Annotated in this window: 12 protein-coding genes; 7 read left to right on the top strand and 5 right to left on the bottom strand. The window is 58.5% G+C overall.

Annotated elements, in window-relative coordinates; genetic code table 11:
• Positions 1–50: 50 nt before the first annotated feature.
• Positions 51–602, bottom strand: coding sequence for a fimbrial protein (locus ACJ8IL_RS11010; protein ID WP_025304586.1), 552 nt, complete (start codon positions 600–602; stop codon positions 51–53).
• 91 nt (positions 603–693) lie between these two features.
• On the bottom strand, positions 694–1,224 hold the full coding sequence (locus ACJ8IL_RS11005) for a fimbrial protein (protein WP_015379342.1): 531 nt from the start codon (positions 1,222–1,224) through the stop codon (positions 694–696).
• A gap of 795 nt (positions 1,225–2,019) precedes the next feature.
• Between ACJ8IL_RS11005 and ACJ8IL_RS11000 the strand changes: the two genes are divergently transcribed.
• The 5 genes from ACJ8IL_RS11000 (at position 2,020) to fetB (ending at position 5,499) form a co-directional block, all read left to right on the top strand.
• The gene (locus ACJ8IL_RS11000) at positions 2,020–2,394 is read left to right on the top strand and encodes a hypothetical protein (protein WP_373275267.1); all 375 of its coding nucleotides are present in this window, start codon (positions 2,020–2,022) and stop codon (positions 2,392–2,394) included.
• A gap of 29 nt (positions 2,395–2,423) precedes the next feature.
• Entirely contained in the window at positions 2,424–3,545 is a 1,122-nt protein-coding gene (locus ACJ8IL_RS10995; protein ID WP_235211372.1) for an FKBP-type peptidyl-prolyl cis-trans isomerase N-terminal domain-containing protein, read from the top strand.
• Between the two features lie 37 nt (positions 3,546–3,582).
• On the top strand, positions 3,583–3,870 hold the full coding sequence (locus ACJ8IL_RS10990; RefSeq protein ID WP_070913853.1) for a FaeA/PapI family transcriptional regulator: 288 nt from the start codon (positions 3,583–3,585) through the stop codon (positions 3,868–3,870).
• 191 nt (positions 3,871–4,061) lie between these two features.
• The gene (gene fetA / locus ACJ8IL_RS10985; protein ID WP_049205592.1) at positions 4,062–4,739 is read left to right on the top strand and encodes an iron efflux ABC transporter ATP-binding subunit FetA; all 678 of its coding nucleotides are present in this window, start codon (positions 4,062–4,064) and stop codon (positions 4,737–4,739) included.
• The gene (gene fetB / locus ACJ8IL_RS10980; RefSeq protein WP_025304582.1) at positions 4,726–5,499 is read left to right on the top strand and encodes an iron efflux ABC transporter permease subunit FetB; all 774 of its coding nucleotides are present in this window, start codon (positions 4,726–4,728) and stop codon (positions 5,497–5,499) included. Before fetA ends, fetB begins: the two co-directional genes overlap by 14 nt.
• Positions 5,500–5,534: 35 nt before the next feature.
• Here fetB and ACJ8IL_RS10975 read toward each other — a convergent pair whose 3' ends face one another.
• The gene (locus ACJ8IL_RS10975) at positions 5,535–6,371 is read right to left on the bottom strand and encodes a TIM barrel protein (protein WP_442516539.1); all 837 of its coding nucleotides are present in this window, start codon (positions 6,369–6,371) and stop codon (positions 5,535–5,537) included.
• A gap of 31 nt (positions 6,372–6,402) precedes the next feature.
• Positions 6,403–7,845 carry a sugar porter family MFS transporter gene (locus ACJ8IL_RS10970; RefSeq protein WP_197769818.1) on the bottom strand — a complete coding sequence of 481 codons (1,443 nt, stop codon included), beginning with the start codon at positions 7,843–7,845 and terminating at the stop codon, positions 6,403–6,405.
• Between the two features lie 556 nt (positions 7,846–8,401).
• On the opposite strand from ACJ8IL_RS10970, the gene ACJ8IL_RS10965 reads away from it, so the two are divergent.
• The gene (locus tag ACJ8IL_RS10965) at positions 8,402–9,907 is read left to right on the top strand and encodes a CoA-acylating methylmalonate-semialdehyde dehydrogenase (protein ID WP_025304579.1); all 1,506 of its coding nucleotides are present in this window, start codon (positions 8,402–8,404) and stop codon (positions 9,905–9,907) included.
• A gap of 77 nt (positions 9,908–9,984) precedes the next feature.
• A complete protein-coding gene (gene iolB, locus ACJ8IL_RS10960; RefSeq protein ID WP_025304578.1) occupies positions 9,985–10,806 on the top strand; it encodes a 5-deoxy-glucuronate isomerase in 822 nt (273 codons plus the stop codon).
• A 38-nt stretch (positions 10,807–10,844) separates the two neighbouring features.
• Here iolB and ACJ8IL_RS10955 read toward each other — a convergent pair whose 3' ends face one another.
• Positions 10,845–11,681 (bottom strand): MurR/RpiR family transcriptional regulator, encoded by an 837-nt coding sequence (locus ACJ8IL_RS10955; protein WP_004930856.1) that lies wholly within the window; start codon positions 11,679–11,681, stop codon positions 10,845–10,847.
• Between the last annotated feature and the right edge of the window lie 117 nt (positions 11,682–11,798).

Here is an 11,798-nt window from a genome sequence, read left to right as displayed (position 1 = left end):
AGGTCATCCGTACGACCTGAATACGTAATGCTGTGCAGCGCCCGCCGGCGCTAGAGATAAGACAGGGTGAATTTGGCCAGAGAGCTGAAGCCGCCTGCCCGCGCCTTGTCAGGATGCAGGCGCAACTGCGCGCCAAAGCGCAGCGTGTTGTCGCCGGCGACGATCTGGTAATCCGCCGTCGTGCTGCCGAGCGGGATTGGGGTGCCGGCATCGGTCAACAGCTCGATAGCCACGCCCTGCGCCTCGCCGTAAACGCCGAGCAGGGAAGGATCCCCGCTGTCGGCGGTGCCGTCGAACGTGACGTTGGCCGCGCGATAGATGAAGTCAGGTTTCACCTGACTGGCCAGCTCGCAGTTCACCAGTTTGATCGTGAAATGGCGGCGGCTGCCGATCAGCACCGATTGCCCGTCCTGCGAGGCGTCGGTCATGGAAATCAGACCGAAATCGACGGTTTGATCCAGGCTGTCGCTGGCGATGCCGCACGGCGTTTCAACGATGGTGCCGCCCAGGCTGACTTTGCCGTGGCCCTGATTTTTCGCTGCCGCCGCCGCGCTGCCGACGCTGAGCGCGATGAGCAACAGGCCGCAAAGGCGGATAGTCATGCTGGCGTCTCCCTGTCTTTCCCTGTTCCCTTGCCGGTATCCGCGGCATGCAATAAAGCGGGGGATGCCCTGAGACATCCCCTGTGGGGTATTACAGGTAAGCCAGGGTGAAGTTCGCCACGCTGGTGAAGTCGCCTGGTACCACGGCGCTTGAGGCGCTGCTGCCCTGCAGGTAAGCGGCGAATTTCAGCGAGTTGTCGCCGTCGTTCAGACCCTGACCGTCGGTTGCGGTGCCCAGTTCCACTTCTTTGGAGTGCAGGTTGTCGTAGATCACGATGCCGGCGCCGGTTGCCGTGCCGCTCAGGGCCAGCAGTTTGTTGTTGACCGGATCAGGCGTGCCGGTAAAGGTCACTTTGACGTTTTTCATGGTGGAGATGGAGCAATCTTTCAGTTCGATGTTGAAAGGCTGCATGCTGGATTTACCCTGGTTGGCCAGGATGCGGCTGCTGATCTGGCCCATCGGCACGGTTTGGTCAACGGATTCCGGCGCGACGCTGCATGGCGCATCGATAATTTCGCCGGTAAAGGTGACTTTACCGCTGCCCTGATTAGATGCGGCATGAGCAACAGAGGCGGAAGCGAAAGCAATCACGGTTGCCAGCATTAATTTATTCAGTTTCATTTCTCAGGTTCCTGTAGAGAGTTTTTAAATAAAAGAACAGCACATCTAAATCCCCCGCGGCGGCGGCAACGCCATGTCGCCGTCCGTGCGGTTGGAGCCAGATCCTTTTGCTCTGGGCAATACGCCGACATCCGTTATTTATGAGAAATAACGAGATTTGGAAAATCGACAATGGATTTTCTGGTAAATAAAATACGAGTTTTACGTGTGGCGTGTTGCTGGGAATATTCTTGCAAATAATAGTATTGCTTGGAAATAGATTTTATTAAATTAAGTCAAATTCAGAATATAAAACCAAAAGGAAAAAGAAACATATTTGCTTTAAAATCAATAGATCGTATACAAATATTATCCAGTATAAATCACTATATAAATAACGATATGCGAGATATTAGATCGGGGGAAATAGGGTGATACCTACAATTCACAATATTGTTTTGCTAATATCGCCCTTAGGCAGCAGATGATGCATTTCCCTTTAGAAACAAAATATAAAACATAATTCATTGTTTTTATTGTTGTTTCATGGTTTTTTGTTCACGAGAGATTGGGTTTCTTATTCGCGTTTAGTTCGCGTTTAAGCCTAATTGATTAACAATTAAATAACAATTACACCGGTAGTGAATTATCCTATCGCATTGCGGTATAGGGATTTTTCACCGCCTAACCCATTTTGATTAATCAAATTAAGGCATGTGCTGCTGCCGTTCGCCACATAATGATGACCTAAGTGACAATTAAAGGATTATAAACGGAATGATAACGATGATTAATGCTTGCAGCGGGCGCCACTGGATGGGTTTGGCTATATTTCTGCTGTCTTTTATGGCGCTTTCTGGCTGTGCGGGTGGGAGCAAGACAAAACTGAATTCCGTGAAAAAAATCTCACAGAATAATCCTAATGATAAATCCGATGAGCAACGCATCGCACTTTGTCAGCAACGGGTTAATTCATTAAAGAATATTAATCCGCAAAGTTACCAAAAACGCATCGCCTATTTTAACGGCCTTCTTTCCAACGCCTCCGGATATGCCGGGGTACGCGGCAACGTGGATGAGAGTACCCGTAAAGCGATAGATGCTCTTTATCAATATAAAACCGAGAAGTTCTGCGCCGACGTCGAGCATGAGCTGATGTCCGATCTGTCCAGCCGGGTTGAGAATCTGTAGCCATGAAGCGATGCGCGCAGGGATGGGCGATGGTTCTTTTGCTGTTAGCGGCGAGCGGGGCCGCTTGCGCCGCCGATGACGGCATTCCCGCGCTGTTGAAGTTTGCCGAACAACGGCAGGCACCACCGGCCGCGCCCAGGGAAGAAACCGTGCGTAAATCGGCGCCCGCACCGGTCACCAAACCGGCCACCAAACCGGCCGCCATCGTCGGGGCAGACAGCGTTCGTTTAACGTCGCTGAAGCAGTCTTTGCAACAACAGGCGGAGAAAATCCGTCAGTTGGAGCGGCAGTTGGCGGCGGCTCAGGCCGCGGCGGCGGCGAAACGGGAGCGGGTCGTCGTCGATATTCGGCCGCTGGCCGATGCCCTGAAGGGATTGCGGCAAGCCGTTGCGCCGGTGCCAGAGGTGGGCGCATTGGCCGCTTCGCTCACGCGGGCCGAACAGCGCAGCGCAAGTTTGGCGGCGCAACTGGCACAGCAGCAGCAGCGGGTAGAGACCTTGCTGGCCGAACGGCAGCAGGCGGCCAAGCCACCCGTGCTGGCCAGTGAGGCGGACAAGCTGGCATATGCCGCCGGCGTGTCGCTCGGGCGCGACATTCTGCATCTGCAGCAGGAGAACCGGCGCGCGGGGCTGGAGGCGGAGAGTCCGCTGTTGTTGGCGGGCATCGCCGATACCCTGGCCGGGCGGTTGCGGCTGGATGAGGCCGCCATCGACAGCGCGCTGCGCACGGCGCATCAGCGCTTGCAGCAGGCGCAGCAGACGCAGGCTCCGCCTCTGGACGGTAAAGACTATCTGGCCGCTTTTACCCGTCAGGAGGGCGTCAAGCAGGATGCGCTCGGTTTCTACTACCGGGTGGACTATGCCGGCAGCGGGGCGATCGGCGCCGACGATCGGGTAGATATCGTGGTGCGCGAAAGCCTGACCGACGGGCGGGTGGTCAAAGACATGGAGCTGGCGGGGACGGTGATCTCGCAGCCGTTGACGCGCTATCCGCCGCTGTTTCGCGCCGCTATCGAGAAGCTGCAGCGCCACGGCTCGATCACGCTGGTGGTGCCGCCGGCGCTGGCGTACGGCAAACAGGGCAGCCCGCCGGCGATCCCCCCGAATGCCACCATGATTTACACCCTGCGCATCGCTGACGTGCAGCCGTGAGCGGGGTGCTCAGCAGTAACCACTCAGGAGGAATGCTATGGCCAAGGCGCCGAAAACGTTTGAAAGCAGAAAATCGCTGATGCTGAATGTATTGCAAGGGTTGTGCAGGGAGCGTGTGGAAGGATCCGGGGGCCATCATCCCCCGCCGGAACAGTGGCCGAAGACGCGCGAGCTGGCGGATAAATGCGGCGAAAATATTTATACCACCCGCACCCTGCTGCTGGCGCTGGAAAAGGAGGGCAAGGTTCACTGCACCCACCGCAGCATCAACAATTCTCTCCGTTGGTACAGCGGCGACGAACAGGCAGCGATAAAAAAAGAGTGATTCGACCTTGGTGGTCGCTTTTGACTATTCCCACAGCTAATCATTAATTAAATTTATCATTTGACGGGGCGTTTCGCTCCGTCAATCCTCCCTCTTCGTTCACTGCCATCCGCACAGCCATTGCTAAGATGTTTTTTGCGGCCATATACTTATCGCTCAGACGGGAACAGGTGTAGGGAGCCGGCATCGTAATGAAGGAAAAGAAAGACATACTGAGATTGGATGATATTCATTATCAAATAGACAGCCAGGTGATCCTGGATTCCGTCTCTTTCACGCTGGGTGAAGGCGAGTTCAAACTGATCACCGGGCCTTCCGGCTGCGGGAAAAGCACCCTGCTGAAAATCATCTCTTCCTTAATGGATCCGACCAGCGGAAAGCTCTATTTCGACGGCCAGGCGATCGACGAGATGTCGCCGGAGGCGTATCGCAAGCAGGTCTCTTACTGCTTCCAGACGCCGTCACTGTTCGGCAATACGGTTTACGACAATCTGGCGCTGCCCTACCAGATCCGTCAACAGCCGCCGGCCGAGCGAAAAATGAAGGCCGATCTGGCGCGTTTCGGCCTGCCGGAGGCGATGCTGACCAAAAGCATCAATGAACTGTCCGGCGGGGAGAAGCAGCGCGTGTCCCTGATCCGCAACCTGCAGTTTATGCCGCGGGTGCTGTTGCTCGATGAGATCACCAGCGCGTTGGACGAGGAAAATAAGCGCAACGTCAACGAAATAGTGCATCAACTGGTGGCGGAACACCGGCTGGCGGTGCTGTGGGTGACGCACGATACCGAAGAGATAGCGCATGCGGACGAGGTGATCACCCTGCGCGCGCATGGCGCCGAGCAACAGGAGCAACAGCATGAATCAGCATAACATCACCAACGAATCCTTGGGCTTGTCGATGGTGCTGGTGGTGGTCGCCATCCTGATCAGCCACCGGGAAAAACTGGCGCTGGAAAAGGACATTATCTGGAGCATCTGCCGCGCGGTGGTGCAGCTGATCATCGTCGGCTACGTGCTGAAGTATATTTTCGACCTGGATAACGCCGTTCTCACCGTGTTGATGGTGCTGTTCATCTGCTTTAACGCGGCCTACAACGCCAAGAAACGCAGCAAGTACATCGAACACGCGTTCGTGACGTCGTTTATCGCCATTACCACCGGCGCGGTGCTGACGCTGGCGGTGCTGGTATTGACCGGCTCCATCGAATTTACGCCGATGCAGGTGATCCCCATCTCCGGGATGATCGCCGGTAACGCCATGGTGGCTGTGGGGCTGTGCTACACCAACCTCGGCCAGCGTTTCAAAGGCGAGCAGCAGAAGATTCAGGAGATGCTCAGCCTGGGGGCTACGCCCAAGTTCGCGTCGGCGGCGCTGATCCGCGACAGCATCCGTGCTTCGCTGATCCCGACCGTGGACTCGGCGAAAACCGTTGGGCTGGTCAGCTTGCCGGGCATGATGTCCGGGCTGATCTTTGCCGGTATCGATCCGGTGAAAGCGATCAAATACCAGATTATGGTGACCTTCATGCTGCTTTCTACTGCCAGCCTGTCAACCATCATCGCCTGCTATTTGGCCTACCGTAAGTTTTACAACGAGCGCCACCAGCTGGTGGTCGGCAACCTGAAGTAACGCCATGAAAAACGGCCTCCGCGGAGGCCGTTTTTTTACCCTTGCAGCAGGGCGATGCTCTGGCGGATTTCCCGTTCGATATCCACCTCGCTCCAGCCGTCCAGTTGTGAAGAGAAGGGCTCGAAGGCATAGACGCCGGTGTAGCCCAGGCGTTCGAGGTTCTGTACCTGGCGGCGGCTCTCTAGCCGATCGCCCTCGCTCAGCATAATGCGCTCTTCGTCGCTCAACGTGCCTTTATCCCGCCCGTCCTCCACGCCGGACAGATGCACCAGGCCGATCTGCGCCACCTGGATCTGCGCGTCGAAGTCGGCTTGCGTCACGCCGCTCAGATAGTGGTGGAACGTATCGAGCACGATACGGTACGGCGCGCCCGAGTCGCGGATGAGCGCCTGGGTCTGCAGCGACGATCGCAACGAGCTGATGCCGAAGCCCAACGGTTCGACGTATCCCTGTACGCCATAGCGCGCAAACAGCGGTGCCAGCAGCCGCAACGCGGCGAGGGTGTCGTCGCGTTTTTGCTGCTCGCTGCGCGTGTCGTCGGCGCTGCAGTGCGGGCACAGCACCAGCGCCCGGCTGTGGATGGCCTGCGCCTGCGCCAGCAACGCTTCGGCGCGCTGCTGCAGCGCCGCCGGGTCATCCATCAGATTGAACATGCCGAGGGCGTTGATCGTGACGATTTCAATGCCGTATTGCGCGGCGAGCGCGTTGAGCTGCGCGTCGCTCAGATCGTCGGTCACCTTGCCGCTGGGCATGTCGTTGCGCAGCTCAACTTTGCTGAGCCCGCAGCGTTTCACCAGGCGGAAAAAATGGTCCAGATTGAGATTCGGCGCGATCTTGCGGTTAATGCAGAAGCGGTCCAGCGCAATGTTCATGGGCATGACTCCAGCGGTCAGGGTTGAGAGATCAGGATTTGCCGTTTTCCAGCGGCAGCGGCTTGCCGTCGGGCAGGGATTGGCGGTGGCGTTTGGCCATCACCACCTGCTCCATTTTTTCCAGTGAGACGCCTTTGGTTTCCGGAATATAGCGGCCGATAAACCAGTAGCTGAACAGACAGCAGGCGGCGAAGATCCACATCGGGAAGGCGCCGTGGAAATGCGAGAACAGGTAAGGGTGGTCGTTGATCATCGGGAACGACTGCGACACCGCGAAGTTGGCGACCCACATGCAGCCGACGGCGATGCTCATCCCCTGCGCGCGCATGCGGTTCGGGAAGATTTCCGACACCAGCACCCAGGCGCCGACGCCCCAGGACAGCGCATAGAACACCATGAAGAACAGCATGCCGAACAGCGCGAAATAGCCGGTGGCCTGGGTGTAGAGCGCGTACGAGGTGAGCAGCAGGCCGGCGATGGCGCCCAGCGTGCCGTAACGCATCAGCGGAATGCGGCCCATGCGATCCATCAGCATGGCGCCGATGACCGAACCGACCAGCTGCAGCACGCCGATCCAGATGGTCTGGAACAGCGCTTCCTGCGCGTTTTCGGTGACGGTTTTCAGCACTACGGGCGCGTAGTACATCATCACGTTGACGCCGGTGACCTGCTGTAACATGGCGATCATGCAGCCGACGAACAGGATAAACCGCACCCGCACATCGCCGTAGTTCAGCTTCCGGTGCTGCTGCTGTTGATCCTGCTGCAGCGAGTCTTTGATTTCTTTCAGCAGATTCTGCGCGTGGGCGGCGTTGGAGACCTTGGTCAACATCGCCAGCGCCTGATCGTCGCGGCCCATCATCACGTTCCAGCGCGGCGATTCAGGAATGACGAACACCAGGATGCAGAACAGAATGCAGGGGATCACGCCCGAGGCGAACATCCAGCGCCAGCCCATTTCCACCAGCCAGGCTTCGCTGGCGAGGCTGGCGATTTTGAAGTTGACGTAGAAAATCACGATCTGGCCAAAGACGATGGCGAATTGCTGCATGCTGAGCGCCCGCCCGCGCATGTCTTTCGGCGACACCTCCGACATGTACATCGGCGACACGGTGGCGGCAATGCCGACCGCCAGCCCGCCGATGATGCGGTAGATGACGAACCAGGTGAAGGTCGGGGCCAATGCGGCGCCGACGGCGGACACGGTGAACAGCAGCGCCGCCAGCATCAGCGCCTTTTTGCGGCCCCAGCGCGCCGCCAGCGGCCCGGCGGCGAAGGCGCCGACCACGCAGCCGATCACCACGTTGGAGACGGCCCAACCGGTTTCGGCCGGGCTGAGATCGAAATAGGTTTTCAACGCTTCGATCGCGCCGGAGATCACGGCGGTATCGTAGCCGAACAGAATGCCGCCCAGGGCGGCGATGCCGCAAATTCGCAATATGTAGCCGGTATTGTGCTTACGCTGATATGACATGTGTTGCTCCGATTTTTATCCTGGCTTCCGTCCGCACGGTCGGGGTGTCGGGAAGAGGGCGAGCGGAAGGGTGTGAACCGTGCCTGTCATCAAGGCGATGTCGTCGATAAATGCTGGAACAAACAAGAACATTTATTTCATAATTAGTGAATAATGGAATATTGATTTTTAGATCCAGTTCAAAAAAAACCGTCACCTCTGCGCCAGGCGCCTTGGGCGTTCGGGGGCGGACGGTAACGACGGCAGAGCAGGCTCAGTGCGGGTTTTCTGTAGCAAAGTCAGTGTGTATTAGCTCTGTTTTCTCCGCCGCTGTTGTGCTTTCCCTGGCACGGCAATGAAAGCGCCAATCCGATCGACACCGCAAAATTGCGACCTCACGCACTAAAAACAAATTTTTCAAAACAATTTATTTGAAACTTTTTTTTCAATGAAATAGAGTTTGCTGCATCCGGTCAGGATTTAGCCGGCTTGCCGACGGAGTTTGGCGAGCGGGACGATTAACGCCGCGCCGCCTGTGAGTGGCCTGGCGACAGCGGACTTGAAAAGAGGGCGTGACATGAAAACCGTGGGTAATTTTATTGACGGGCAGGTGTGCCTGAGCAGCAGCAATCAAACCATCGACGTGCACAACCCAGCCAGCGGGCAGGTTGAGCGGCGCGTCACGCAGAGCACCGCCGCCGAAGTCAAACAGGCCATCGACGTGGCGCATCGGGCGTTCGCCGACTGGTCGCGCACCACGCCGCTGCGCCGTGCGCGCATCATGTTCAATTTCAAGGCGCTGTTGGAACAACACCGCGACGAGCTGGCCGAGCTTATCGTCAGCGAGCACGGCAAAGTGTATTCGGATGCGCTGGGCGAACTGACGCGCGGCATGGAAGTGGTCGAATTCGCCTGCGGTATCCCGCATCTGATCAAGGGAGAGTATTCGCCGGACGTCGGCAGCGGCGTCGACAGCTTCTCGCTGATGCAGCCGCTGGGTGTGGTGGCGGGCATTACCCCGTTCAACTTCCCGGCGATGGTGCCGATGTGGATGTTCCCCATCGCACTGGCCTGCGGCAACACCTTTATCCTCAAGCCGCCGGCGCTGGTGCCTTCGGCCTCGGTGCGCCTGGCGGAGCTGCTGAAAGAAGCCGGCCTGCCGGACGGCGTGTTCAACGTGGTGCACTGCGCCAATGAAGATGCGGCGCAGCTGTGCACCGATCCGCGCATTCAGGCGGTGAGCTTCGTCGGTTCCTCCACCGTGGCGGAACATATCTATACCACTGCCAGCGCGCACGGCAAGCGGGTACAGGCCTTCGGCGCGGCGAAAAACCAGGCGATCGTCATGCCGGACGCCGATCTGGACGCCACGGTCAACGCGTTGATGGGCGGCGCGTTCGGCTCCGCCGGTGAGCGTTGCATGGCGCTGCCGATCGCCGTGGTGGTCGGTGACGATACCGCCGACAAACTGATCGCCAAACTGAAGCCGCTGATCGCGCAGCTGCGCGTCGGGCCGGGCTTGCAGCAGGGTGGCGAAGAGAATGAAATGGGGCCGCTGGTGTCGTCTGCCCACCAGAAAAAGGTGCTGGGCTACATCGATCTGGGCGTGGAAGAAGGCGCCACCCTGGTGGCCGACGGCCGCAATTATCAGGTGCCGGGCTACCCTGAAGGCTACTACGTCGGCGGCACGCTGTTCGACCATGTGAAGCCGAATATGCGCATCTACCGCGAAGAGATCTTCGGGCCAGTGCTGGGCATCGTGCGGGTGCCGGACTATCGCACCGCCATCGACACGGTCAACGGCCATGAGTTTGGCAACGGCAGCGCCATCTTTACCGGCAGCGGCCACTACGCGCGTCAGTTCGTGCAGGAAGTGCAGGCCGGGATGGTCGGCGTCAACGTGCCGGTGCCGGTGCCGATGGCGTTCCACAGCTTCGGCGGCTGGAAGCGCTCGGTGTTCGGCGCGTTGAACGTGCACGGCACCGACGGCGTGCGCTTCTACACGCGCATGAAGACCGCCACCGCACGCTGGCCGGCCGGGCAGCAGACGGTGTCCGAATTCAGCATGCCGACGCTGGGTTAAGCGCTGTCATATTCAGGCCAGGCCGTTGCTCCTTCGGGGCAGCGGCCTTTGCACGGGTCATTAACAGGAGAATTGAGATGTCTTCACTGCTTGCCAAATGTCAGACGCCGAATGCCGAGGGGCGTATTCAGCACGTGACGCCGGAAAATGCCGGTTGGCGCTATGTCGGCTTTGACGTTTACCGCTTGGCCGCCGGGCAGTCGCTGCAGCTGGAATGCGGCGACCAGGAACTGTGCCTGGTGCTGGTTGCCGGTATCGCCTCCGTCGCCACGCTGCGCGCCGAATACCCGCATATCGGTAAACGCATGAGCCCGTTCGAACGTACGCCGCCTTACGCAGTGTATGTGCCGCACCACGATCGCATCGACGTGCGGGCAGAAACCGATCTGGAGCTGGCGGTGTGCAGCGCGCCCGGCAGCGGCCACCTGCCTTCACGGCTGATTACGCCGGCGGATATCGGCGTGGAGCGGCGCGGCAAGGGGCGTAACCAGCGGTTGGTGCATAACATTCTGCCGGACAGTGAGCCGGCCGACAGTCTACTGGTGGTGGAAGTTTACACCGACGAGGGCAATACCAGCTCCTACCCGAGCCACAAGCACGATCAAGAAGACTCACCGCACGAAACCTATCTCGAAGAGACGTACTATCACCGCATACAGCCGGAGCAGGGGTTCTGCATGCAGCGCGTCTATACCGACGATCGCACGCTCGATGAGTGCATGCCGGTCTACAATCGTGACGTGGTGAAAGTGCCGCGCGGTTATCACCCGGTGGCGACCCTGGCGGGTTACGACAACTATTACCTCAACGTGATGGCCGGGCCGGTGCGGCAGTGGAAATTCACCTGGGAAAAAGACCACGCCTGGATTAACGGCGACGGCTATCCCGCCGCGCAATAAGCGCCTGAGGCCCGGCTTGCCGGGCTTTTTTGTCAGCCTTACTCGTCCCGGGCGTTATTCAGCGCCAGCGAGACCGCCAGCGTCTGCGCCAGGCACATCGAAGCCACCTGCGAGCGGAACCCGTCCACCTGCGCTTCGCGCACCACGAAACAGACGTCGCTGAAGGCGGCCAGCGGGCTGACCTGGCTGTCGGTGATGGCGATCTGCTGCGCGCCGCGCTTGGCGCCCAATTCCACCAGTTCCACCGCCTCGCGGGCGTATGGCGAATAGCTGATGGCGATCACCACGTCCTTCGGTTTCACCATGCTCAGCTGTTCGGTGAACATCCCGCCCAGGCCGTCGATCAGAAACGCGCGGCGCTCCAGATGGCGCAGCGCATAGGTGAGGTAGGAAGCGACGCTGAACGAGCGGCGCAGGCCGATCACGTAGATGTTTTCAGCGTTGTTGAGCAGCTCGACGGCGCGATCCAGCTGCTCGGGAGCGATCTGCATCGCCAGCTGCTGCAGCGCCTGCGCGTTGACCATGGTGAATACGTTGAGAATCTCCGCCGGCTTCTCTGGCGCGACGTTGTCGTCGGTGGAGGTTTGGCGGAACAGGCGCGCGCGCTCGGTATAGTTCACCGTCTCTTCCATCAGATGCTGACGGAACACCTGCTTCATTTCGTTGAAGCCGCTGAAACCGAAGGCGTTGGCGAAACGGATCAGGGTGGAAGGCGGCACGCTGGCCTGTGCGGCGATGGAGGCAACGGTATCGAAAGCGATGCTGTTACTGTTATCCAAAATATAGCGCGCCACCTGTTTCAAACGCTTGCTCAGCGTTTCATAACGGTGGCGGATCTCGTCCTGTAACAGCGAAAGTTGAGTTGGGTTGTTCATCCATTCGGCTCGCAGTGGGGTGAAGGCGCATTGGCCTGACGCCTGAAATATTGACAGGGTATTTTAACAGACGGAGCGGAAATTTCATTTCCTCAAAAAGCGATTTATTCGATCGCA

It is taken from the genome of Serratia sp. CY47444, from assembly GCF_052168635.1.
In the GTDB taxonomy this organism is placed as follows: domain Bacteria; phylum Pseudomonadota; class Gammaproteobacteria; order Enterobacterales; family Enterobacteriaceae; genus Serratia; species Serratia bockelmannii.
This window is presented reverse-complemented; position numbering and strand designations above follow the sequence as displayed.

Bases quoted from the DNA above. Each gene is read 5' to 3' on its own strand.
- ACJ8IL_RS11010 (WP_025304586.1), bottom strand. From the start codon at position 602: ATGACTATCCGCCTTTGCGGCCTGTTGCTCATCGCGCTCAGCGTCGGC.
- ACJ8IL_RS11005 (WP_015379342.1), bottom strand. From the start codon at position 1,224: ATGAAACTGAATAAATTAATGCTGGCAACCGTGATTGCTTTCGCTTCC.
- ACJ8IL_RS11000 (WP_373275267.1), top strand. From the start codon at position 2,020: ATGGGTTTGGCTATATTTCTGCTGTCTTTTATGGCGCTTTCTGGCTGT.
- ACJ8IL_RS10995 (WP_235211372.1), top strand. From the start codon at position 2,424: ATGGTTCTTTTGCTGTTAGCGGCGAGCGGGGCCGCTTGCGCCGCCGAT.
- ACJ8IL_RS10990 (WP_070913853.1), top strand. From the start codon at position 3,583: ATGGCCAAGGCGCCGAAAACGTTTGAAAGCAGAAAATCGCTGATGCTG.
- fetA (WP_049205592.1), top strand. From the start codon at position 4,062: ATGAAGGAAAAGAAAGACATACTGAGATTGGATGATATTCATTATCAA.
- fetB (WP_025304582.1), top strand. From the start codon at position 4,726: ATGAATCAGCATAACATCACCAACGAATCCTTGGGCTTGTCGATGGTG.
- ACJ8IL_RS10975 (WP_442516539.1), bottom strand. From the start codon at position 6,371: ATGAACATTGCGCTGGACCGCTTCTGCATTAACCGCAAGATCGCGCCG.
- ACJ8IL_RS10970 (WP_197769818.1), bottom strand. From the start codon at position 7,845: ATGTCATATCAGCGTAAGCACAATACCGGCTACATATTGCGAATTTGC.
- ACJ8IL_RS10965 (WP_025304579.1), top strand. From the start codon at position 8,402: ATGAAAACCGTGGGTAATTTTATTGACGGGCAGGTGTGCCTGAGCAGC.
- iolB (WP_025304578.1), top strand. From the start codon at position 9,985: ATGTCTTCACTGCTTGCCAAATGTCAGACGCCGAATGCCGAGGGGCGT.
- ACJ8IL_RS10955 (WP_004930856.1), bottom strand. From the start codon at position 11,681: ATGAACAACCCAACTCAACTTTCGCTGTTACAGGACGAGATCCGCCAC.